General features: G+C 42.6%; 15 protein-coding genes and 1 pseudogene. 8 read left to right on the forward strand and 8 right to left on the reverse strand.

The annotated features are described in order from the left end of the window. The first annotated feature begins 83 nt into the window (after window positions 1-83). On the forward strand, window positions 84-527 hold the full coding sequence (locus tag J5A56_RS08040) for a hypothetical protein (RefSeq protein ID WP_021671615.1): 444 nt from the start codon (window positions 84-86) through the stop codon (window positions 525-527). A gap of 253 nt (window positions 528-780) precedes the next feature. Here J5A56_RS08040 and J5A56_RS08045 read toward each other — a convergent pair whose 3' ends face one another. After that, window positions 781-2,661, reverse strand: a complete 1,881-nt coding sequence (locus tag J5A56_RS08045) for an IS1634 family transposase (RefSeq protein WP_211815511.1) — start codon at window positions 2,659-2,661, stop codon at window positions 781-783. Between the two features lie 331 nt (window positions 2,662-2,992). Between J5A56_RS08045 and J5A56_RS08050 the strand changes: the two genes are divergently transcribed. Further along, the gene (locus J5A56_RS08050; RefSeq protein WP_021671162.1) at window positions 2,993-4,210 is read left to right on the forward strand and encodes an anaerobic sulfatase-maturation protein; all 1,218 of its coding nucleotides are present in this window, start codon (window positions 2,993-2,995) and stop codon (window positions 4,208-4,210) included. A gap of 130 nt (window positions 4,211-4,340) precedes the next feature. Here J5A56_RS08050 and J5A56_RS08055 read toward each other — a convergent pair whose 3' ends face one another. The 4 genes and pseudogenes from J5A56_RS08055 to J5A56_RS08070 all read right to left on the reverse strand — a co-directional run bounded on the left by J5A56_RS08055 (window position 4,341) and on the right by J5A56_RS08070 (window position 9,520). Then, the gene (locus tag J5A56_RS08055) at window positions 4,341-5,345 is read right to left on the reverse strand and encodes a peptidoglycan DD-metalloendopeptidase family protein (RefSeq protein ID WP_021671163.1); all 1,005 of its coding nucleotides are present in this window, start codon (window positions 5,343-5,345) and stop codon (window positions 4,341-4,343) included. A 275-nt stretch (window positions 5,346-5,620) separates the two neighbouring features. Beyond that, window positions 5,621-7,717 (reverse strand): ATP-dependent DNA helicase RecG, encoded by a 2,097-nt coding sequence (gene recG, locus J5A56_RS08060; RefSeq protein WP_021671164.1) that lies wholly within the window; start codon window positions 7,715-7,717, stop codon window positions 5,621-5,623. A gap of 519 nt (window positions 7,718-8,236) precedes the next feature. Beyond that, window positions 8,237-8,871: pseudogene (locus tag J5A56_RS08065) on the reverse strand (2-C-methyl-D-erythritol 4-phosphate cytidylyltransferase). 79 nt (window positions 8,872-8,950) lie between these two features. Further along, a complete protein-coding gene (locus tag J5A56_RS08070) occupies window positions 8,951-9,520 on the reverse strand; it encodes a DJ-1 family glyoxalase III (RefSeq protein WP_021671166.1) in 570 nt (189 codons plus the stop codon). A 134-nt stretch (window positions 9,521-9,654) separates the two neighbouring features. On the opposite strand from J5A56_RS08070, the gene J5A56_RS08075 reads away from it, so the two are divergent. The 6 genes from J5A56_RS08075 (at window position 9,655) to J5A56_RS08100 (ending at window position 16,603) form a co-directional block, all read left to right on the forward strand. Beyond that, window positions 9,655-10,545 carry an NAD kinase gene (locus tag J5A56_RS08075; protein WP_021671167.1) on the forward strand — a complete coding sequence of 297 codons (891 nt, stop codon included), beginning with the start codon at window positions 9,655-9,657 and terminating at the stop codon, window positions 10,543-10,545. A gap of 147 nt (window positions 10,546-10,692) precedes the next feature. Next, on the forward strand, window positions 10,693-12,372 hold the full coding sequence (locus J5A56_RS08080) for an ABC transporter ATP-binding protein (RefSeq protein WP_021671168.1): 1,680 nt from the start codon (window positions 10,693-10,695) through the stop codon (window positions 12,370-12,372). Window positions 12,373-12,500: 128 nt separating this feature from the next. After that, the gene (locus tag J5A56_RS08085) at window positions 12,501-13,430 is read left to right on the forward strand and encodes a redoxin domain-containing protein (protein ID WP_021671169.1); all 930 of its coding nucleotides are present in this window, start codon (window positions 12,501-12,503) and stop codon (window positions 13,428-13,430) included. A 378-nt stretch (window positions 13,431-13,808) separates the two neighbouring features. Next, a complete protein-coding gene (locus tag J5A56_RS08090; RefSeq protein WP_021671170.1) occupies window positions 13,809-14,306 on the forward strand; it encodes a hypothetical protein in 498 nt (165 codons plus the stop codon). Window positions 14,307-14,613: 307 nt separating this feature from the next. After that, window positions 14,614-16,062, forward strand: coding sequence for a hypothetical protein (locus tag J5A56_RS08095; RefSeq protein WP_036919124.1), 1,449 nt, complete (start codon window positions 14,614-14,616; stop codon window positions 16,060-16,062). A 13-nt stretch (window positions 16,063-16,075) separates the two neighbouring features. Continuing rightward, window positions 16,076-16,603: a DUF6646 family protein gene (locus J5A56_RS08100; RefSeq protein ID WP_036919128.1), complete on the forward strand. Its 528-nt coding sequence runs from the start codon at window positions 16,076-16,078 to the stop codon at window positions 16,601-16,603. Window positions 16,604-16,705: 102 nt separating this feature from the next. On the opposite strand, the gene J5A56_RS08105 is transcribed toward J5A56_RS08100, so the two are convergent. The 3 genes from J5A56_RS08105 to J5A56_RS08115 all read right to left on the reverse strand — a co-directional run bounded on the left by J5A56_RS08105 (window position 16,706) and on the right by J5A56_RS08115 (window position 23,649). Continuing rightward, window positions 16,706-18,685: a glycoside hydrolase family 13 protein gene (locus tag J5A56_RS08105; protein ID WP_021671173.1), complete on the reverse strand. Its 1,980-nt coding sequence runs from the start codon at window positions 18,683-18,685 to the stop codon at window positions 16,706-16,708. Between the two features lie 151 nt (window positions 18,686-18,836). Continuing rightward, window positions 18,837-20,750, reverse strand: a complete 1,914-nt coding sequence (gene pulA, locus J5A56_RS08110) for a type I pullulanase (protein ID WP_021671174.1) — start codon at window positions 20,748-20,750, stop codon at window positions 18,837-18,839. 205 nt (window positions 20,751-20,955) lie between these two features. Continuing rightward, window positions 20,956-23,649 carry a 4-alpha-glucanotransferase gene (locus tag J5A56_RS08115; protein ID WP_021671176.1) on the reverse strand — a complete coding sequence of 898 codons (2,694 nt, stop codon included), beginning with the start codon at window positions 23,647-23,649 and terminating at the stop codon, window positions 20,956-20,958. Window positions 23,650-23,839 lie beyond the last annotated feature (190 nt).

Below are 23,839 nucleotides of genomic sequence, written 5' to 3' on the forward strand. Positions count from 1 at the left end.
CGTTCTCTTTAATAGGTAGTATCAATTTGGGTATGTATAGATAGCCTATAAACATTCCCTTTCACCTAATTAAATGTACGAAAATGGAAAGAATTAGAATTAAAATGTTAGTTGCTTTGTTGTTGCTGTGCCTCTCGATATCAGCGCAGACAGAGTATAGTGGTATTGCTGGAGCCTCACCAAGAATGGTTAAAGCGAATAAACAGGCTGCAGCTAAGCTGGCTAATCGTAGTACGAAGGCGGGTACTTCGTCAACTGCAACAAAGCCTAAGAGTTCATACGATAGTAATGTGAATAGTAATAATTCAACCTATGCACCGCTGCCAGATAATGATAGGTCAGGTGAGTCGGAGGTAAAAGATGGTTTTAAGACTTTCTCACGTGGTATGGGTAAAGTTATTAAGCGTGAAACAAAGTCAGTAGGAGAAGCTGCTCGTAAGATTGGTGCTGACGGTAAAAAGTTTTTCAAGAAACTTGGTAAAGGAATCTCCGACTCCTTTAAATCAGATAGTACAACATCCAAGTAGAATTTCGTTTCATACTATATAATGTGTGTTCCAAGACTAAGACCATTATTGGCAGTAGTCTTGGAACATTCTTTTTTGTATCTGTTCTCTCGTAAACAACTTCTTGTTTAGATTAATCATTGTGTCATTCGATATCTGATTATACGCTTCTTGCTCCCAACTAATTGTCTTTAACGATTGTGCAGATGCCTAACCCAAGTTTAACCCCCACTTTCGCCTATTTCTTGCAGTGACCGTACTTTCCTCGTTTTTCTTATGGGTTCTGTGTCCTACAAATTTTATTCTTTTTGTATGGTGAGTGTTTTAAGTTCAACTTATCGTATATCTGTTTTGCTTGCTTCGAAGGACTACTACATTGGCGCATCTCGATGTTCTCTCCTAATGGATTCTTCCCTTTTGTTGTGACGAGCTTCTGGGTGCTCATACGTCGTACAATCTCGGTCCAGTAACAGGATTCTCCTTCTCGTTTTAATTGACAACGGATGGTGTTTACCACCCAATAGGCTAATAAACCGAAGAAGAGGTGTGCGTCGCTTCTCTCATCTTTCTGATGATAGATAGGACGGAGGTTGAGATCATTCTTTAGTTGCCTGTTCGTGCATTCTATCTCACGAATGAGATTGTAGTATTCCCATGTCACGCGCTCATCAAGTGTCCTGACATTGCTGCGGAGGAAGTATATTCCGTGACCAGATTCCATTGCGGAGAGGTCTTTTATCTCCCAGTCTATGCGCAGCATCTGCTTGGGTTTCTTCTCATCTTTTATGTAGCTTATCTGATAGAACTTCGCTATAGATGGGTACTTCTGTATGGCACGTCCTGTACGTTCAACAACCTTTTCATAGGTTTTCGTTCCACCTTTCTTAGAGATTCCATCGTTTATTCTCTGCAGTTCCATCTCAAAACGCTCTCTCCAGACCCTGTTCATGGACGACTCTGTCATAGCTTTCGAAGGAGATGTTATTTCGAGATAATAATCCTTGTCATCCTCTGTCTTAACCTCTTTCAGCGTTATCTTCTGCCGACGGGCATCCATTACCGTAACACTCCTGTTATCATCACTGAGCGTATAGTCCTTCATTTTCGTACGAGATACGCAGAGATAATTGTAACCTTTTCTTTTAATCAGCTCCAAGTTCTCTTCCGTGGCAACACCTGCATCCATGACAACGAGCGTATCCTTTGTCCGTGATGGATTCTTCTTTGCCAGCGTGTCAATCATATCGGGCAGAGACTTGGGGTCTGCTGTATTACCCTCCAAGATAGAAGAATAACGTATAAAACCTTCTTTATTGATACATAGTGCAAGTACAAGTAGCTTACAGTCAGAGCGTTTTTCTTTTGACCGACCGAACTTAGCCTTGTCGCTGTTACGCTTACTGCCCTCGAAATAGAAGTTGGTTAAGTCGAAGAGCATCAACTTGTTGTCTATATTAAAGAGATCGTCAGTAACGTTGCACAGATGACGCTCTAACTGTTCCTTTAGTTCATATAATTTGTCAGTGACTTTATACAGAGAATTGATTCCTGGTGTCCAGCCAGGAACTCCACTATAAAGTTCACCAGCAGCTGAGTTATCGCGCAAATAATAATAAGACGAACGTTCAGAAACTGCATATACTGTGCGAACAATCAATGCTGACAAAGCCGTGCGGATCGTATTCTCCGTCCAGCCGTTTCTGCGCAGGAAACCCTCTAATTGCAGTTTGTCTATCGTCTGCTTGCAGAGCCACTCAGCACCGACATTCCTTGCGTCAGTATATTTTGCCGTCTCAAGGTCAACGTAGTTCTCATATTTTCTCAGCGACTTCTGCTCTTCCTTGTTAAACCTATCGATTCCACCTTCTTGCTCCATACGGCTCCACCATTCGTCAGCCTTTGCCTGTTCAATAGGAGTAAGTCCGTCAAGATGTTCCTTGAAAAGCGAGGGTGTACTTCTGTTTTTGAAGCGTTCGGTAAGTGCGTATGCAATTTTTCGAACCTGTACGGCAGTAAGTGAAGGTTCAAACCCGATGTTCAACAGAATTAGCGAATGTACATGACCCTGCACGTCACGATATGACTCCTTAATGCGATAATAAGGAGCCATGTCGCCTGTTGCAGGGTTGAATCGTGTCTGTACATTTGCGTGCATGAGTGCAAAGTAACAAAATAATTTTGATATGACGGTGTCCTACAATTCGGATTTTACTCCTCGTTACAATACCCTATGCTTGATTATCAATCATTTATAAAATTGATACTACACAAAACATCCCGAATATTTATGAAAAATATTTTTGCCAGTTAAACTTGGGCTAACACGAGTGGTGCGGACGGTATGCACCAATGGTGTGGAGGGTATATTGGTTTATTAGTTGTCTTAACATCTTATGAAATCTATTGTTAGTGGCGTAACAAGTCATTTGTAATGTTTTGCCATTAGTAAATAATTGACTACCTTTGTCAGCCGAAACAAGATTATAATGAATACCATAGTTCCTTTTAGTCATCCCATGTATATCATGCTGAAGCCTGCTGGTTCGCTTTGTAACCTGAGGTGTAAGTATTGTTATTATTTGGAGAAGAGTAAGCTATATGATGATAATAAGAATCATGTAATCACCGATGCTTTACTTGAGAAGTTCATTAAGGAATACATTGAGGCACAGACAACGCCGCAGGTACTCTTCACATGGCATGGAGGTGAGACTCTGATGCGACCTATATCTTTCTATCGTCGTGCTTTGGAGCTGCAGCGTTATTATGCGCGTGGTCGCCAGATAGACAATAGTATTCAGACGAATGGCATTCTCTTAAACGATGAGTGGTGTCGCTTCTTTAAAGAGAACAACTTCCTTGTGGGTGTGTCTATTGATGGACCACAGGAGTTCCATGATGAGTATCGTCGCAATGCAATGGGTAAACCATCCTTCCATCAGGTGATGAAAGGTATTAATTTCTTGAATAAGCATGGGGTAGAGTGGAACGCACTTGCCGTTGTCAACGACTTCAATGCAGACTATCCATTGGATTTCTATCACTTCTTTAAAAAGATTGGTTGCCGTTATATTCAGTTTACTCCTATCGTTGAGCGAATCGTTAATCGCAATGATGGATTGACCTTAGCACCTGGTATGCAAGAGGGTGGGGAGCTTACCGACTTCTCTGTTACTGCTGAGCAATGGGGTAATTTCCTCTGTACTATCTTTGATGAGTGGGTGCATCAGGATGTAGGTGAATATTACATACAGCTTTTTGATGCTACTTTAGCCAACTGGGTTGGTGTTGCACCGGGTATTTGTACGATGGCTAAGGAGTGTGGACATGCGGGTGTAATGGAATACAACGGCGATGTTTATTCTTGTGATCACTTCGTTTATCCAGAGTATAAACTTGGAAACCTATCTCGTCATACCATCTATGAGATGATGAATTGTGACCGACAAAAGGAGTTTTCCAAGATGAAGTATAAGCTTCTTCCGCAGCAGTGTAAGGAATGTAAGTATCAGTTTGCTTGTCATGGAGAATGTCCTAAGAATCGTTTTATTCGCGATCGTTATGGCTATCCTGGGCTTAACTATCTCTGCAAGGGCTATTATCAGTTTTTTGATCACGTTGCACCTTACATGGATTTTATGAAGAATGAGTTGGAGAATCAACGTCCACCCGCTAATGTAATGAACCAAGTGTTTGGGAAGTGATTTCTATCTTTGCTCACAAAAGTATGTATTTATACCCTTTCTCTTTGCTCTTATGGAGGAAAGGGATATGAACGAAAACGGCTCCGATAGACGATGTCCATCGGAGCTGTTCGTATAATGTATTGAAAGTTTACTTCGTAATCGAGAGGAGTTGTCCTTCTGACACACGAGTCAGTTTGCCTATACGGTTCTGGCGGCATAACTGCTCTACTGAAATACCATGCTGTCGAGCTATCGTCTCTAACGTCTCACCATTAGCAACCTTGTGATAGAAGATCTTTCCATTGTCTGCAGTCGGTTCAGTGCGAGGCGTATGGTTTGAGAAATCTGTGTTATAGTTTCTCTCTTTACGTGGGCTATAGCTCTGATTGCCTTTACCTTGAATGTTCTCACGAGAGTAACCAAGGCTTGATGAAGTACCACGATCTGCCGTTGCACGCTCAGACTCCTGTGCTACAGTGCTGCGACGGTAGACATAGTAGTCGCCAGTAACATCTTGATTAGCAAAGTCGAAGAAGAGTGCAGGGTTCAATGCTACACCTGCCAAACGAGTCTCGAAATGGAGGTGAGAACCTGTTGAACGCCCCGTATTACCACCCAATCCGATAGGCTGACCAGCACGTACAGTTTGATTTGGACTAACTATTTGCTTTGAAAGGTGACCATAGATGGTCTCAAGACCATTGTTATGGCGGATAACAATATACTTACCATATCCGTTTGCATCATATTTTACAACACGCACCTTACCTGAGAAGGCTGCCCGAATGGTATCGCCGATATACACCTTGATATCCAATCCTTGGTGACGACGACCCCAACGGCGTCCGAAGTTACTTGTGATAACACGGCTTGGTGTTGGCATATGAAAACCACGAAGATCAATTTTATATACATCAGGGAGGTTGCCTCCACGATGTGCATAGTTGTTATTCCAATCGTTATAGAGTTCTGATGAAGGCTCTTCTATTTCTTCTGCTTCGCGAAGACGATTGATAACCATTGTGTCTAATGCCTTAGCACGACGGTCAATAGGTGCTTGGCGGGCAAGCAGGTCTTGTGCATTTGCTGAATGGGCTGTCAAGGTTAAGAGAGATGTTAGCGCAAAAGTCCTAACTATTTTCTTAAAAGTCATAATTAAGTTATTTTATTTCAAACTCTGATGCCTTATAGGCACGGGACCGATTTTCATGCCCCTTTCTAACGGCTAAATTGCCAATGAACTTCATTAAAGTACGCAATTTCTTACCGAAAGACTTTGCAAAGATAACGAAAAAAAATCGTATAAATTGCTCATTTGCAATTTTTTTAGCCTGTTTAACAATGAGATAGCATGGTTTTTTGTCTCCGCATGATTTATGTCAAGTCGCTAAAATAGGGCGTTTGAAGCCGATTTTGTAGTGTTGTTTACTATGAAATTGCAGCCCAGTTTATATTAGTCTTTCTTAACGCTTTTAGCCTATCCCATAGCAAGTTATATTCCATTTTTTGACAAGTAGGGTCGTCGTCAATGATTTTTTGAGCTTCTTCTCTTGCTAATTGTACGATTTGACCATCACGAGCAATGTCGGCTATTTTGAGGTCGAAGGCTATACCACTTTGCTGTGTACCCTCCAAATCACCAGGACCACGAAGCTTTAAGTCGGCTTCTGCTATCTCAAATCCATCGTTCGTATCGCACATAATATCAATACGTTTTCTTGTTTCCTTGCTGAGCTTATGGTTGGTAACAAGGATACAATAACTTTGTTCAGCACCACGACCTACACGACCGCGCAACTGATGGAGTTGAGAAAGACCAAAACGCTGGGCATCGAGGATAACCATCACACTGGCATTAGGAACGTTCACACCTACTTCTATTACCGTCGTGGCAACGAGTATCTGTGTTTGTCCATTGACAAACTTCTGCATCTCAACCTCTTTTTCCTTATCTTTCATCTTTCCATGTATCTTACTCAACTGAAATTCAGGGAAGATGTTTTGCATAGTTTCAAAGCCGTCTTCGAGGTTTTTGAGATCCATACGTTCACTTTCCTTGATGAGTGGATAGACAATGTACACTTGACGTCCCAATTTTATCTGTTGTCGGATACCACTATAAAGACTTGCCATCTGGTCATCATATTTATGGATTGTCTGTATTGGCTTACGTCCTGGTGGCAATTCGTCAATAACAGAAACATCTAAATCACCATAAATCGTCATTGCAAGGGTGCGAGGTATAGGCGTAGCGGTCATTACCAACACGTGTGGAGGGTTCTCGCTCTTGCTCCATAACTTGGCACGTTGCTCCACACCGAATCGGTGTTGTTCGTCGATAACAGCCATGCCAAGGTGCTGAAACTGCACTTTTTCCTCTATGATGGCGTGCGTTCCTACGACAATATTGATAGAGCCATCAATGAGTCCGTCTAAAACTTCTTTTCGTTTCTTACTTTTCACAATTCCCGTAAGCAGTTCTATGCGTAGGTTCATTCCTCTAAGAAAATCTTTGATAGTTTGTAGATGTTGCTCAGCAAGAATCTCCGTTGGTGCCATCATACAAGCCTGATAGCCGTTGTCAATGGCAATAAGCATTGACATCAGGGCGACAAGGGTCTTACCAGAGCCGACATCTCCCTGTAACAAGCGATTCATCTGTCGACCACTTGCCATGTCGGCACGTATCTCGTGCATCACTCTTTTTTGTGCTCCAGTGAGCTCAAAGGGTAGGTTCTGGGAATAAAACCAGTTGAATTGTGCTCCAATTCTGTTGAAGATATACCCTCGATATTTGCGACGATGGTCGCTGGCATAGCGTAGAATGTTCAACTGAACATAGAAGAGTTCCTCAAATTTTAGGCGTACACGAGCACGCTGGGTATCATCCACCGACTTCGGGTAATGAATCTTGCGCATAGCAGCATCACGTGAGATGAGGTGCAAATGGGTGGTTATGAAAGGGGGAAGTGTTTCTTCTAAAGGTTCGTTGAGCTTACTAATGAGCATCTTCGTTAGCTTCTCCATGGCACGTGATGTGATGCCAGCCTTCTTCATTCTTTCTGTTGTTACATAGAAAGGTTGCATACCCATATCGTTGAGTTGCAACTGAGATGCATCGTCAATGTCAGGATGTGTAAACTGAAATCTGCCATTAAAGAAAGTTGGTTTTCCAAAGATGATATACTCTTTGTTTACCTTGTAGTTCTGATAGATATACTTTGAACCATTAAACCATACGATGTCACAAACACCGTGTCCATCAGTGAAGTGGGCAATGATACGTTTCTTTCGTTTTCCCATCTCAGCTTCTTCAAAGCTGAGTATTCTTCCTTTGATTTGCACAAACGGCATATCCTGTGAAAGTTCTGAGATAAGATATAGCTTTGTTCGGTCAACATATTTGTAGGGGAAGTATTCTAACAGGTCACGATAGGTGTGAATTCCAAGCTCTTTGCCCAGAATCTCCTTGCGATGTGGTCCTACACCTGGTAAATACATTATGTCTTGCGATAGTATATCCATTAGTTTAATTTAGAATTCATAATTCAGAATTCATAATTATGATTACTGATGTTGCTGTTTTATAATTCAAAATTTTAATTATGATTACTGATGTTGCTGTTTTAGAAAACATATAACGAGATAGACTCGTTCACTTCCTCACTTGTTTCCGACCTTCTTTTAGCTTGCGGCGGTGTGTAAATAAAGACGTTCTTCAGCTTTCTTATTTGCGTTAGAATTTGTCTATTACGAATTATTTTCATGAAAAGAAATATTTATTGTCATGAAGATAAATAATTATTTGCATGAAAATAATTTCTTTTTTACGTGAAAATAATTCGGAAAGAACGCCCTTTACACTTCTTATTCCTATGTTCTACACTGCTTAGGTGTACTGTTAATCAGCAATAAACACCATCTTTATTTTCCCATCTTTAGTTCTTCTCATCCAATAAACCCATCAAAAACAGTAATCATAATTATAAATTCTAAATTATGAATTCTGATTTAACAATGGTAATCATAATTATGAATTGTGAATTATGAATTATGAATTACCAGAACTTCTGCCACTTTCAAGTCGAAAGGGGTTGTGATTTTGATATTTTCACGATTCCCTTCTACCATTGTTACTGCTTGTCCGAGTCGCTCAACAACGCTTGCATCATCGGTGAAATCGGCACTTTCTTTTGTTCGTAAGCCTTTTTGATGAGTTGGATATCAAAGACTTGCGGCGTTTGCACAGTTTTATAGTCGCTACGTTGTACGTTTCGCCCGCTTGGAGAGTCACCGGTAAAACGGAGGGTATCCGTAACAGGTAATACAGGGATGACAGCTTTTGAAGTCTCGGCAGTATCAAAACAACGTGCAATGGTCTCGCAGGAGACAAAAGGACGTACCCCATCGTGGATGCCGACAAGTCCGACAGTCTCAGTAGGAATCATCGAAATGCCGTTTTTGCACGATTGGAAGCGGCTTGCACCACCATCTGCCAATTGATATTCCTCATTGAAATGATACTGCTTACATAGCTCCTGCCAATAAGTTTGTTGCTCTTTTGGTAAGACAAGAATGACTTTCAAATCCTTATCGTAGGCATGGAAGCGGCTGATAGTATGCATGAGGACAGGTTTTCCACCCACAGGAAGAAACTGTTTTGGGATGTCTGCCCCCATTCTCAATCCTTTTCCACCAGCGACGATGATGGCATATTTTGATGTTTTATAAGTCACTGTTCTGATGTATAAATACTGTTTAGGAATTTAGAAGTTGGTCGTAAATCATTCCCTTCTGTATCTCTTCCACCTTCTCTGCTGGTAAGAAATAGCTTAGAAGCTTGTATCCGTATGGGAAACAAGCGGCAGGACCAGCACCAGTTGTTACGTTTCCATCTTCCTGAACGAGGGCTCCTGTGTATTCAGCGTCCTCACCTAAATAGCTTTCCATACCTGGATAGATGGTTGCTTTCTTACCTTTTAGCAGACCAACAGAAGCCAAGACCAATGGAGCAGCACAGATAGCAGCAACATGTTTGCCCTTCTCAAACTGCTCTTTGAGTGCTTTACGTACGCCTTCGTGCTCGTTCAAGTTCTTTGAACCAGGCATACCGCCAGGCAACATCAGCAAGTCAGCATCAGAGAAATCGGTTATGTTCTCAAAAAGGAGGTCGGCTTTAACCACCACACCATGTGATGATTCAACGAGATTACTCCCTGTAATACTAACCATCTTAACCTCTACGCCCCCACGTCGTAGGATATCAACAGGTGCCAATGCCTCAACTTCTTCAAAGCCATTAGCGAGAAACTCATATACCTTAGCCATAATTATTTTGTTTTTAAGTAATAAATCCAATAAAAATCTTTAATTTTGCAAATGAATAGTGTCTGCAAATATACTAATTATTCGTGGTATCGTGTGGCTTGTAAGACTAAAAGAATTTAAAAAGACACGTTTTTATGGCAGAAAAGAAACTTAGTTTTGCTATTTTTGGCAATACTTCTAAAGCTCTTGACACGCCTCAGATTGTTGATATTTTAGACTATCTGGTAGGGCGTGAGGCTGATATATACATCGAACAGATCTTCTATCATACTCTACTAAAAGAACTGAAAAATGATTTTTCAATAGCAGCTGTATTTGAGAGAGGAAACTTCGATGTCGATTACGTTATTTCCTTAGGTGGTGATGGTACCTTTCTAAAAGCTGCAAGTAGGGTTGGCGCAAAGCAAATACCAATCATTGGCGTGAATATGGGACGATTAGGTTTCCTTGCAAATGTGACCTCAGAGGAGGTTAAAGGCGTGCTTGATAGTGTCTTTGAGGGGAAATATGAGATTGAGGAACGTGCTGTTATCCAGCTTGAAGCGGATGGGGCTGTTCTTGAAAATTGTCCTTTTGCCTTGAATGATATTGCGATTTTGAAACGCGATAATGCTGCGATGATATCCATTAAGGCGAGTGTTAATGGTGAATACTTAGTGACTTACTTAGCTGACGGTCTCGTTATCAGTACGCCAACAGGTTCAACAGCTTACTCATTATCAGTTGGTGGTCCGATTATCGTACCCCAATCAGGTATTTTAAGTATGACTCCTGTTGCTCCACATAGCCTAAATATTCGTCCGATTGTCATCAATGATGAGGCTGAGATAAAGTTGGAGGTGCAGAGCCGAAGCCACAATTTCCTTGCAGCAGTGGATGGAAGGTCAGAAAAACTCAGTGAGGGAGTAACGCTAACAATCAAGAAAGCACCACATAAGGTGCGCATCGTGAAAGCCTATGGACAGCGTTTCTTCTCCACACTACGCGAGAAATTGATGTGGGGAGCTGATACACGCCAGTTTTAGGAAGGCTGGTTGTTTGCGAGAAAGGCAGTGATAGGCTTTTCATTCAGCCTCGTTTTTCTATCTTTCCTAGGAACCCTAGGAGTCATAGCTATTCTAGAATATCTGGCAATCCAAGGCCTTCAATAATAATAAATATAAGAGAAAATAATGCTAAACAAGATAAAGAAACTCTTTCAAATCCCTGAAACGCATTACACAAGTAAGGAGATATTCCGCTGGTTGTGGATCGCCTGGCGTGGTAATCGTAAACAGGCAGTATTGAATGCTTTAATAGGTGTTCTCAGTGTTGTAGTTTCTTTGGCAACGGTTTGGGCTGTTCAGCATGCCATTGATGTGGCTTCTCATGCCAAAGAGGGTAGTATCTATACGGCAGTGAGCATCATGGGGGCTTTGATACTCTGTGATTTTGCATTGAATATAGCCTCTGTGTGGGTAAGAAACCTACTGGGTATCAAGGCTCAGAACCGTATGCAACAGCGAATGCTCGACCGTATTCTGCGTTCAGAGTGGAACGGCAAGGAGCGGCATCATAGTGGTGACGTATTAAATCGATTGGAGTTTGATGTTGCCAATGTGGTAAGTTTCCTTACAGAAACGATACCAAGTTCCATCTCAACATTGGCAATGTTCCTCGGAGCTTTCTTCTATTTGTTATCGATGGATTGGCGACTTGCCATTATCATTGTCGTTATGATTCCTCTGTTTGTCCTCATTAGTAAGGTTTATGTACGTCAGATGAGACGCCTGACACGTGAGGTCCGCAACTCTGACTCAAAGGTGCAGAGTGTGTTACAAGAAACAATTCAACATCGAATGCTCATTAAGATACTTGAAAGTGACGAGATGATTGTGGGGAAGTTAGAGGGCACACAACGCGAATTGCGCCGTAAGGTAGTGCGTAAAACGAAGTTCTCTGTTTTCTCTAACCTCGTCTTGAACTTTGGTTTTGCCTTTGGTTATCTTGTTGCTTTTACGTGGGCAGCCCTTCGCATGTCGGCTCATTCGCTGACTTTTGGTGGTATGACAGCTTTCTTACAGTTGGTAAATAAGATTCAGAATCCTGCTCGTCAATTAACTAAATTAGTACCTGCTTTTGTCTCAGTCTTCACTGCTGCCGAGCGATTGATGGAGTTAGAGGAGAATCCTTTAGAGGAACAAGGCGAGCCGATAGAACTCGCTGGTCCTTGTGGTATTCGTCTGAATCACGTCGACTATCGTTATGATGATGGAGAACGAGAAATCTTAAAGAACCTTGACTTCGACTTCTATCCAGGCTCTTGTACTGCTATTCTTGGCGAGACTGGTGCTGGAAAGACCACGCTTGTGCGTATGTTGCTTGCCTTGTTGAAGCCTAATAAGGGCTCAGTAGAGATTTACAATGAAAAGGAAAGCAAGGAGTTGACACCGCTGATGCGTACCAATTTTGTCTATGTTCCTCAAGGTAACACGCTCCTTAGCGGTACAATCCGTGAAAACTTACTACTCGGTAAGGTCGATGCAACGGAAGAAGAGATGATTGCTGTACTTAAGAAGAGTTGTGCTGACTTTGTTTTCCACTTACCTTTGGGACTTGATACGCTTTGTTCAGAGCAGGGAGGAGGACTCAGTGAGGGACAGGCACAACGTATTGCCATAGCCCGTTCGCTGTTGCGTGACCGTAATATTATGATATTTGATGAGGCTACGTCAGCTCTCGATCCGCAGACAGAACGTGAACTTTTGAAGAATATACTCTCCAATCACGATAAAACGGTGATTTTTATTACCCATCGTCCAGCTGTTGTTGACTATTGTGACCAGACGTTGACCATAGAAAAAATACAATAATGTATTTGCGTTATTCAAAATAAGGTCGTATATTTGCAACATGACTGAAAACTGAAAGGAGACCTAAAAACTGCAAATTCCAGTCTTATTAGTGGAAGAAAGATAAAGAAAATAGAATAAAATTAGATATGAAAAGAATTCTTTTAGCTGTTGTCAGTGTATTTCTTATGTCCGCATCAGTGGCTTTTGCACAGACAACAAACGTTGAACAAACTAAGGATTTAGATGCTAAGTATGCCACAAATATGCTGAAGCCAGGCACACGTGCGCCTGAGTTTAAGTTGAAGACATACGATGCTAAGGAAATAAAGTTGAGTCAATATCGTGGTAGTTACGTAGTATTGGACTTCTGGGCAAGCTGGTGTCCAGACTGTCGTCGTGATATTCCTGCAATGAAAGCCCTTTACGAGCAGTTCCGTGACTATGGGGTACAGTTTATTGGAATCTCTTTTGATACCGACCGTGAGGTCTGGGCAAAGACCTATTGGGGCAAATACCAGATGTACTGGACACAGGTCAGCGAACTAAAGAAGTTCAGAAAGAATACTGTTATCGATAAGTTGTATAAGATTGATTGGATTCCTTCAATGTATCTCGTTGACCCAGATGGCAAGATTGTCATGGGAACAGTGGAGATTGACAAACTGAAAGCAAAGTTAGAATCGCTTCCACTTGCCCCACAGGTAAGTAAAACGGAGGTGCTTCCTACCTTTGACGGTGGCGAAGAGGCTATTAAGAACTATTTTGCACAGAGTCAGCGTCGCAGCATTCAGTCATTCCGTTCAAAGGTACAGGCTGAGATGACCGTTGTTTTCAATGTTGAGATGGATGGCACTGTAACTGGTGCTCGTGTCGTTGAGGTAAAGAACGTGAAGGGTACAAGCAAGCACTTCATGAAGATGGATGCTGAAAAACAGAAGCGGGTGTTGGCTAATTGTGTTGAATACTATAAAGAGCAGGCTGTCCGTCTTACTAACAATATGCCTAAGTGGAACCCTGCTACGCAGAATGGTCGCCCTGTAAAGAGTAAGACAACTGTAAATGTTGTCTTCCAGTAACAGACGGATTAGACAACAATTAGGTTCTAAATAAGATGTACAAGGCTGTCCTAACGAGGGCAGCCTTGTGCTTTCTTAGTTCTTGAAAGCCGCTCTTTTTGATTCTACTTCAGTCTCATCTTTTATCGTGTTAGTACTCCGCACCATTGGTGCTAACCCTCCGCACGCTATGTGCTAAGCACTAACACGTATAGAAAAGATGGGTAAGACGAACTTTTGTTGACCAATGTTTGGGAACAAGAATATTAATGCTTACCTTTGTGAAAGGTATATAAAGGAATGGTTATGGTCGATAGTCGCGTTGTTTTACTGTGTCTTGCATTTCGATATAGTTAGTAGGATCGCTTGATAACGGTTGACTTTCTTATTTTTAGAGGGATGAATAAGTTATTATGGTTATGTGGAATAATTGCCTTTGCAGTCATCAGTTGTTCAGAAGGTAATCGAGGTAGTGGCAAGGAAAAGGATGCACTCAGAGCGTATGACTCCGTTCTTATTGAACGTGAACCAGGCTTTAGTAGACATCTTACGGAGGTTTATTGGATGTTATATAAGGATGGTACTGTAACGGAATGTACGCGATCTGTATTTGTATCTGACGATGGTAAAGACACTGTTAGAACTGTTCGTTTTAGTGACGCCAATGGTCGTCGAGTGCAATATCTTATTGATGATATATATGTCAAGGGTACTGCAAAGGACATTGTGGCTGTAGAAGATAACAACCATTGCAGTGATTTGGGTGGTCTATACATCTATTTCTATTATCCAGGAAAGACGGTTCAATATCAATATGACTGGGGACGGACCGGAGTAAAATACTCCTCCGAGTTCAAAAAACTCATGAATCTGTTAAAAGCGCATGATGCTGAATAGGGAGAAAGAGATATAAAAGCAGCGAGAAGAGCGTTAGGACTTTCTCATTGTTGTGTCTATATACGAGTTATGCATCCTCTTTATGATCAGTTGGTTATCTTAATTAGGATGAAAATAACTGGAGAAGAAGAACTTTTCTTTGATTTATTTGTGATTATCCAATAGAAAATGTACTTTTGTGTTTAGCAAGTTAACGAATTAAAAGGAGGAAGAGGAGTGCCTAAAATGATATAGTGTAAACGAATTTTTTGATAATTCTGAACGATAAAGACAATTTTAATCATTAAATATTAACGATAAAGTAATTATGAGAACTCTGCTATTATGTGTTATTGCGTTGTGCTCTCAGGTGATGAGTATGACTGCCCAAGTGACAGGAAGAATAGAGTATCCTCACCGTGCTGACTATGAAGACCAGGTAGTGTTACCTGTGGATGACAAAGGGCTGGTCATTCAGTCGTTTGCTAAGGACAGCAAGGAGGGTAAGCGTTATTTTAAGACAGAATTTTATTCAACCGCAATGAAATTGATAAGTACCGATTCAATACTTATTGATAAGGGTATGTATTTTTATTCAGATGTGGTTGAGAGTGGTGTGCTTTATACTGTTTTGCGTCAGAAGGATGGTTCGTTTATGATTGTTGCTTTCAATCCTGTAACTCATAAAATAACCACAACGGATGGTGAATACACTCGTAAAGGGTCGATGAGAAATCTCGTTATAGCGAATGGCTCAGTCGTTTTCAGTTCAACACAGAAGAAATTAGACCGCATTGGTATCATCGATTTGAAGACAGGTAATTGCCGATTTACCGATATCCACTTCCCAAAAGTGAAGGATAAGAATATCTTTGTTCTTGAAAATACCGTGATAGACAATACAATCTATGCGTTGGTAGGAGTAGAGACCGACGTCTATCTGCTTCGTCTGGATATGCAAGGCAATCAGTTAGGTGCAAACAATCTTACAGCTGATGTTGCCGAACGTATCATCTCGGCATCAGTCTCAAAGGCTGGAAACAAGTTCTTTGTTACAGGAACTTACTCAAAGTCGAAGAAAGGTGGGGCGGAAGGTATCTTCTTCTCAGAGCTGAAAGACGATAGATTTAATAATATTAAGTTCTACAACTTTTTGAAGCTAAAGAACTTTACGGAGTACATGAGCGACCGTAAGCAGGCAAAGATTGAACGTAAAAAAGAAAAGGCTGAGAAGGCTGGTAAGGAATATTCGCTGAAGTATCTGATGGCTTCTCACCGCATTATGACGGATGGTAAGGATTATTTCTACCTTGGTGAGGCTTATTATCCTGTTTATTATACAACTTGGATTGGTAATACGGCGGTGACAACCTTTGCTGGTTATAACTATACGCACGCTGTTCTTGCAAAGTTTGATGCAGAAGGCAATCTGCTTTGGGATGAATGCTTCCCAATGGAGCCACGTATAATGCCGATGTATGTGAAGCGTTTTGTGTCAGCAAGTCTGAAGGGAAAGAATGTCAACCTGCTCTTTGCTGATAAGAACCGACTGGTTTCAAAACTCTTCAGAAATGCTGATGGGAATGTTATTCAGGACCGTACATCGGAGATTATGGAGACAGATAACGATGACGAGGATGTAAAGAAGATGCGTTATTCCAACTCTCAGCACTGGTATGGCGATAACTTCCTTGTCTATGGAACGCAGGTGGTGAAGAATTCTAAGACGGGTGAGCGCCGTAAAGTGTTTGCTATTACAAAGTACACAATTAAGTAAAGGAGCTGTGAAGATGATGAAGTATGTAGAGAAACGCTGTTTCTACCAGTGCCTTCTGCTGTTTGTCTGCCTGCTTTGCGTTCCCCGTAGCGCACAGGCACAGGCGTGGGACGGAGAAGGTGATGTGAAAGTTTATGGCGGTTATGCCAATGTCGGGGGTAAGTCGGGCTTTGAGTTGGGAACTGATTATGCGCTCAGTGATTTTGTTTCTTTAGGTGGTCAGATAACTTATGTCTCCGTCAAAAAGCATGATGATGGGCATAATAGTTTCCTGGTGGGCTATGACCTCAGCCTTATGGGTAATTATCATTGGGCGGAAGTGCTGAAGCTGCCATCCGTATTAGATATCTACACGGGTGCTTCTGTCGGTTTGCGAACAGGTGGTTTGCAGGCTGGTGTGCGTTATAACTTCAGTGAGACATTCGGACTCTATGGGCAGGTGCGGCAAAACCTCTTCAAAACCTTTGGTGATGACGAGGATTATGGACCTATCTATCAAGGGAAGACTGCCCTCTCTTTGGGTATGACCATCACATTCTGATTTAGTGAATAGAAACAACAAAGGCTATCGGGTGTTTCGATAGCCTTTGTTGTTTTGTGTAAAGTATATGTTACGCTTTGAGCGTAAAGTCAAAGCGTTGACTTAAAAGCTGAGTACCATTGCTTGGCGTTGTACCAATGGAATCTTCTTTGTGAGGTCTATGGTAGCACCTGTGAGGACATCAGTTGCCGTGGTGTGTGAGCCTATCACCTCGGCATAGCGAGCTACGTCGACTTGGTTATCAGCCTTCTTGCCATTGAGGATGGTGAGGACAGTCTTGCCGTTATGTTGACGTGCAAGAACGTAAACACCATGTTGAGGAATGAATTGTGTCTGAGAACCATTGATGATTACATCGTTGTTCTGTCGCCAATGGAGGAGACGGCTGGTCCAATCAAACATAGCATTCTCAGCTTTGGTACGACCTTCACGTGTGAACTTATTAACCTTGTCGCTGGGGAAACCACCCGGGAAGTCCTGACGTACATTGCCATCGGTCTTCTCCTTTGTACCGTTCATCAGAATCTCTGTACCATAGTAGAGCTGTGGAATACGCTTCATTGTCAGCAAGAGGGCATATGCCTGCTTCAATGCTGTTGAGTCCTTGCCATTGCCAAGGAATCGGTCTGTATCGTGATTCTCGACGAATGCCATCACAGAAGATGGGTCTGTATAGAGATAATCATAACAGAGAGAGTTGTAAATGCGGTTCCAGCCCTTCCACCAATCATCTGTTTCCTCGTTCTTTGCCTGTGAAAGACGGTCGAAGAAGGCGAAGTCCATTACTGTTTTTAGATAGCTGTTGACTTCAGATAGTTTGCTGTCTTTCTGCCAAGCTGCCGTATAAGCAGGTTCTGTTACCCATGTTTCGCCAACGGTGTTGAAGTTAGGATATTCCTTATTGAGCACCTTCATCCAGTCAGCCATGGCTTGTCGGTCTGCGTAAGGATAAGTATCCATACGGATTCCATCGATACCTACGGTCTCAATCCACCAAATAGAGTTCTGAATCAGATACTTGATAACGTGTGGATTGCGCTGGTTGAGGTCGGGCATTGACGATACAAACCACCCGTCAACGGTCTCAGCCATATCCACCTTGCTGGCGTATGGGTCGAGAACTGGGGTGAGCTTGTAGCTCGTTTGCAGCGCATAGTTAGGGCTATTAAACCAGTCTTTTGATGGATAGTCTTTAATTGTCTTGCCGTTTTCATCAACACGTGTGCCCTTAGCCCAAGGATGATAGTCACCGCAATGGTTGAAAATCATATCCATTACCACCTTTAGCCCCTTCTTATGACATTCGTCAATGAGTGCCTTGTACTCTTCATTGGTACCGAAGCGAGGATCAACACGATAGTAGTCGGTTGTGGCGTAGCCGTGATAGGTGCTGTATTTGCCATCGTCAGCAGGGCGGTCATTCTCTAATACTGGCGTAAACCAGAGGGCAGTAACACCAAGGTCGGTGAAGTAATCGAGGTGCTGGCGGAGTCCTTCGAGGTCACCACCATGTCGAAGACTTGGCTCGTTACGATTGCAGAGTTGGTCTTCCATTCCTTTGATTATGTCGTTCTTTGGATTACCGTTAGCGAAACGGTCGGGCATCAGCATATAAAGAACATCTGAGATGTCGAAGCCTTTACGCTCTGCTCCAGCCATCTCACGCTCCTTTAGTTGGAATTTCTTCGTTGTCTTTTTACCATTCTTATTAGCGAAAGTAAGGGTTATATCACCCGCTTTTGCTCCTTTTAAGTTGAGATATACAAGGAGGTAATTAGGTGAATCGAGACGTACGAGCGAATCAATTTTTACGTTGGGATAGTCTGTTGTTACGTCCGCAAACTTGATATCCTTGCCATATACCATTAGCTGTAACGTTGGGTCTTGCATATCAGCAAACCAGTTGGTTGGGTCAATGCGTGTTACGTTGGGAGTAGCTGTGCGGTTATTGGCTTTCTTTTGAGTTGCCGTACTATTCTGAGCGGTCATAGGGCTTGATACAAGAAGTAAGAATAAAAGAATCTTCCAAGTCTTTTGAAAGAGAGGAAGATTAGGTTCGTTCGTTAGTTGTCTGCGGTTCATTTTAGGTAATTTGTTCTGCTGTGGTATTGGGCTTATTAGCCTTATTAGTCTAATAGGGTCAATAAGTCCAATATCCTTAACAGCTATTAATAATCTGCTGAATGTCCCATATCCCTCTTCTTAAGTAAGGAGTAAGGGGGAAAACAATCCTTTAATCGTGTAGGATAAGGGCTGACTGTCCGTCAACCATTATCTCTCCACCTTCCATCTTGCCTAATCCAGCTTCATTTACTTCACCATTTGCACATACGATGGTGTACTGTCCCTTAGGGATGTTGACCGTGCGAAGCTCCTTGTTAGCATTGAGGATAACGTAGATATTCTCCCACTTGTCGCCACCAGCGTGGTCTTTCAGACGGAAAGCAACCAAACAGTCCTGTACAGGAAGGAACTCAAGATGCTTCCGAACGAGGTCGGCTTTGCCCAATCGGAAGGCTGGATGAGCCTTGCGGAGGTTGATGAGTCCACTGTAATAGTTGAATACCTGTGGATAAGTCTTGAGGTTATTCCAATCAAGATGGTTGATACTGTCAGGTGAATTAAATGAGTTATGCACGCCTTTCTTGTTACGAAGCATCTCCTCACCAGCGAGCATAAAGGGTACACCCTGTGATGTGAACACGGCTGTCTGGGCAAGAAGATTCAGACGAATCAGCTCATTCTCGTCGTATTCTGTCTCTGGAATAGATGCTTTCAGGCGGTCAACAAGACACATATCATCGTGACAACTGACGTAAGCAATCATCTGTGTAGGCTCAAGGGCATAAGGTTTCTTAGAGTAATTTACCTTGGAATAGTCTACTTGTGGATGATTAATCATACCTGCAATACTCGCCTTTAAACTCTCTTCCAAGCCTTTAACACCACCAAGAAAACCAGGCTTATGGTCGTCAGAGAATGGTCCACGCAATGCGTCACGGATGTCATCAGAGAAGGCTGCGATGCCTGGCATCTGTGGAATGGCTGCTTTCATCGCCAATTTCTCATGAGGATAAGCACAGTTACCAGCACTCCATCCCTCGCCATAGACAAATATCTCTGGGTCGATTGCATTGAGTTCACGACGGATATCGTTCATCGTCTGAATGTCATGTACCCCCATAAGGTCTACACGGAAACCATCAATGTGATACTCATTTACCCAATATTTCATTGACTCCAACATATAATCGTGCATCAGAGGATGCTCACTTGCAGTCTCATTGCCACATCCTGTGCCGTTTGATGGTGTGCCATCAGCATTATATCGGTAGTAAACCTTAGGATAAGTGCGCTCAAAGTTGCTATTTGCAAGGTCGAAAGTGTGATTGTAAACAACGTCAAGTATAACCCTTATACCCGCCTTGTGCAATGCCTGTACCATCTGCTTGAATTCCATGATGCGACGTGTTGGCAGATCCGCATCATACGAATAGCTACCTTCTGGTACGTTATAGTTCAGTGGGTCATATCCCCAATTATACTGTGGTACGTCTGGCTTGGATTCATCTACTGATGCGAAGTCGAATGAAGGGAGGATATGAACAGCGTTGATACCCAACTTCTTTAAGTGATTAATAGCCTTCTGTTCTGTCAGGGCAAGGTATTTGCCCTTGTGCATTAAGCTGGATGAAGGGTCAATAGAGAAGTCACGATGATGCAGTTCGTAGATGATAAGGTCTGCCGGACTCTTGGTTGGAACACGACGATCGTTCTCCCAGCCTGTTGGGTTGGTTTCCTTCATGTCGATAACGGCACCACGACCGCCATTACAGCCAACCGCTTTGGCAAAGACACCGGGTGTCTCACCGTGTCCGATATCGAAAGTATAAAACTTACCTTTGAGGTCTCCCTTCACAGTGACAGTCCAAGTGTTGTCACCACTTGGTGTAAGTTTCACCTTCTTGTAGGCTTTTCCACCTCGTCCTGCATCATAAAGGCGGAGCGTTGGTTTAGAGGGAGCATTGAGACGGAAGGTTGTCTCACTTGGAGAATAGGACATCTCGTTGAATCGCTGCTGTGCAGCAACATTCTGTGAGAGTATGAAAGCAGCAACAGATGCTGCAAGCTTATATTTTATTTTCATTGGGTGATGGGTGTTAGGTGTTGGGTGTTGAATGTTGGGTGATGATGAATTGGGTGATAGGTGTTGGGTGTTGAGTGTTGAATAATGGGTGATGATGATTTGAGTGATGATGAATGGGGTGATAGGTGTTGGGTGTTAGGTGTTGAATATTAGGTGATGATGGACAGTTATAAGAAATAATAATATCCATCATCACCTATTCTTGTTATCGACCAGCCTGATAGAGGAGGTCTGTTATCTGTTCGTTGAAAGCCTTATTCTTCATCAAGTCTTCAATGCCAACGTGCATACGGTAACGCCAATAATGCTTTGGATTAGCTGGGACATTGATTCGCTCAGCGTTAGGATCAGGCAAACGGAGTTCCTCATCAATACTCATCCAGTCCTGAATACCAAGGATACAGAGCAAACTTGGCGATGTCAGGTGACGGCTTATGATGTCTCTTGCCAACCAGCCTGGCAGTGGGTGAGGTGCTGGACCGCCACGATGTAACGTGTTATTGAAGTAATCTTGCGTGCGTCCCCAGTCTTCATCCCACCACTGACGTAGTGTTGGCATATCGTGTGTTGAGATGGTGCAGACACTGCGGTAAGGGTTTTCACCAAGATTACTAAAGCGTACTTTCGGGTCTTTTGGCATACTCTGAATTTCAAGACTAAGGATGCGTAGTTCGTTCATTACCCATGCAACGCAATCAGGAACCATTCCCAAGTCCTCGGCACAGACAAGCATACGAGTTGCATTCACCAACTTCGGTAACTTCTTCATTGCTTCCTGATACCAGAACTGGTTGTTGCGACGATAATAGTAATCGTTGTAGAGCTTGTTGAATATAGCCTTATCGCTATCGTAAAGACTCTCGTAAATGAAGTCGAACTGTACACAGATACGTGGATGGAAGCGGTTTGGGTCCTTATGGTCACGAACGAAGAGAACGTTACTAATCAATGCGTAAAGTCCGTCGCGCAACCAGATGTCAACATCAGAGTTCTTACCAGCAAATGCTTTCTCAACCTTTCGCTGTGTATCATACTCTGGACGCATCTTGTATCTATCGCCCCATACGTGTTCAACATACTTCTGTCTTATCTCATCAGCGTGTTCACGGAAGATGCGGTCGAGCACCCAATCGGCGATAAATGGTTCTGTAAAGAGTTCCTCTTGCCAGTGTAAACCGTAGCCTTCAATCTCCTCACGGCTCATACCGAGTGAAGGTGAGAACTGACCGAGTAATCCATGTACTGAGTGAATAGGAATCTCCCAGATACGGAAGAAGCCAAGAACATGGTCAATACGGTAAGCATCAAAGTACTTAGCCATATTCTGGAAGCGGTTAATCCACCACTGGCAACCATTCTTTATCATCTCATCCCAGTTGTATGTAGGGAAGCCCCAGTTCTGACCATTTATCGAGAAGTCATCAGGTGGAGCACCTGCCTGACCGTTAAGGTTGAAGTAACGTGGTTCTGTCCATACGTCACAGCCATAGCGGTTGACACCGATAGGAATATCACCTTTAAGGATAATCTTATGTGCCTGTGCATATTCGTGCACTGCTTTTAGCTGAGTACTCAGCACAAACTGTACATAATAGAAGAAGGCAACCTCCTTGTAAGCCTTGTCCTTAGGGGTAGATAAAGCCTTGCGGTCAGCCTCATTCCATTGCTTGTGGTCTGACCAGTGGGAGAAGTCGGCTGTTCCGAACTTGTCTCTCATATATGAATATTGTGCATATGGTACAAGCCAACTCTCTGTTTCAGCAAAGAATGATTTGAAAGCACTACTTTCGAGCACCTTCTCACCTTCCTGTTCAAACAGCAGGCGGAGGTATTCTGTCTTTGCATCGTTCACACGCTCATAGTCAATCTGTGGCAGTGAGTTAAGGTCTTTGCGCAGTTTCTCAAATTTCTCAGCCTGCTTCTTGTCTTTCAAAGCTGGTAATGCCGTAAGGTCAACATACTGTGGGTGAAGGGCAAAGATTGAGATGCAACTATATGGATAAGAGTCTGTCCAAGTGTGCGTGATAGTTGTGTCGTTGATAGGGAGAATTTGTAACGCACGCTGGTTGGTCATACTCACCCAGTCAACCATCTTCTTTAAGTCGCCAAAGTCGCCGATACCGAAGCTCGTCTCCGTACGAAGCGAGAAAACTGGTACCAAAGTTCCGGCAATACGAACGGCTGGGAGTGGAAAAGCTGCCTCTGCCAACTCATATACGACTACGTCGCTTTCATCCATTGTTGGCAATACCAATGTGCGGTTGTTACTATATTCCCATACAAGATGCTCATTACTATCGTTGCTCTTAATGAAGAATTTCAGCTCAAGTTGGTCACCAACAAGTTTTGTAGCATCTAAGGTATAGCTCCACTCATTGATATTGTGCTGCACCATCTTCAATGCCTTTTTTACGTTCCAAGCACCTAATGCAGGCTCAGCACCTACAAGATAAAGATCATCTGAAGCAGCTAACTGTGGCGCACGAACCTTTAACGTTACAGCTTTGTTATAGTTGTTGAGCTTATCCTTGATCAACTTCTTGCCAGCAACACAATCCGTGATGGCAGAAGTATAGAGGTAAGCGTTATCAGGAATATCACTCCAATGGTCGTAAACACAATAATTCAGACTGCGTTCTGTATCAAAGTCCAATCGATGATTGATTACACCCCATTCTTTTCGCTGTTCGGTATCGCCACAGAGAATGCTGTAGAAATACTCGATATGCGTTCCTGGCTTTGCTTCTTTCTTCACTTCCACCTCCCAGTGGTAGCCATCGGCAGTGCGCATCCTATACTGTGAGGCCTCTATAGCCCCGTTATGTTGACCCGTAATAATGTTCAGGACAAGGTCTTGTCCATAATAGGTCTGATAGTCTATGTGAAACTGTATATTCATAGAGTTGGGTTAGTTATTTTTCGTCAAAGTTAAGAATATTAATCAAAAAAAGCAATACCCTTTTACATGATTTATATCAATTTTTGCGCAATCGTTTGCATGATAATGCATTGGGGATAGCATATGGCTAATAAACTATTGCCTTATAAGTATAAATAAAACCTACTTTGCACTGCTTTCTAACGATATT

The organism is Prevotella melaninogenica (assembly GCF_018128065.1).
Taxonomy (GTDB): domain Bacteria; phylum Bacteroidota; class Bacteroidia; order Bacteroidales; family Bacteroidaceae; genus Prevotella.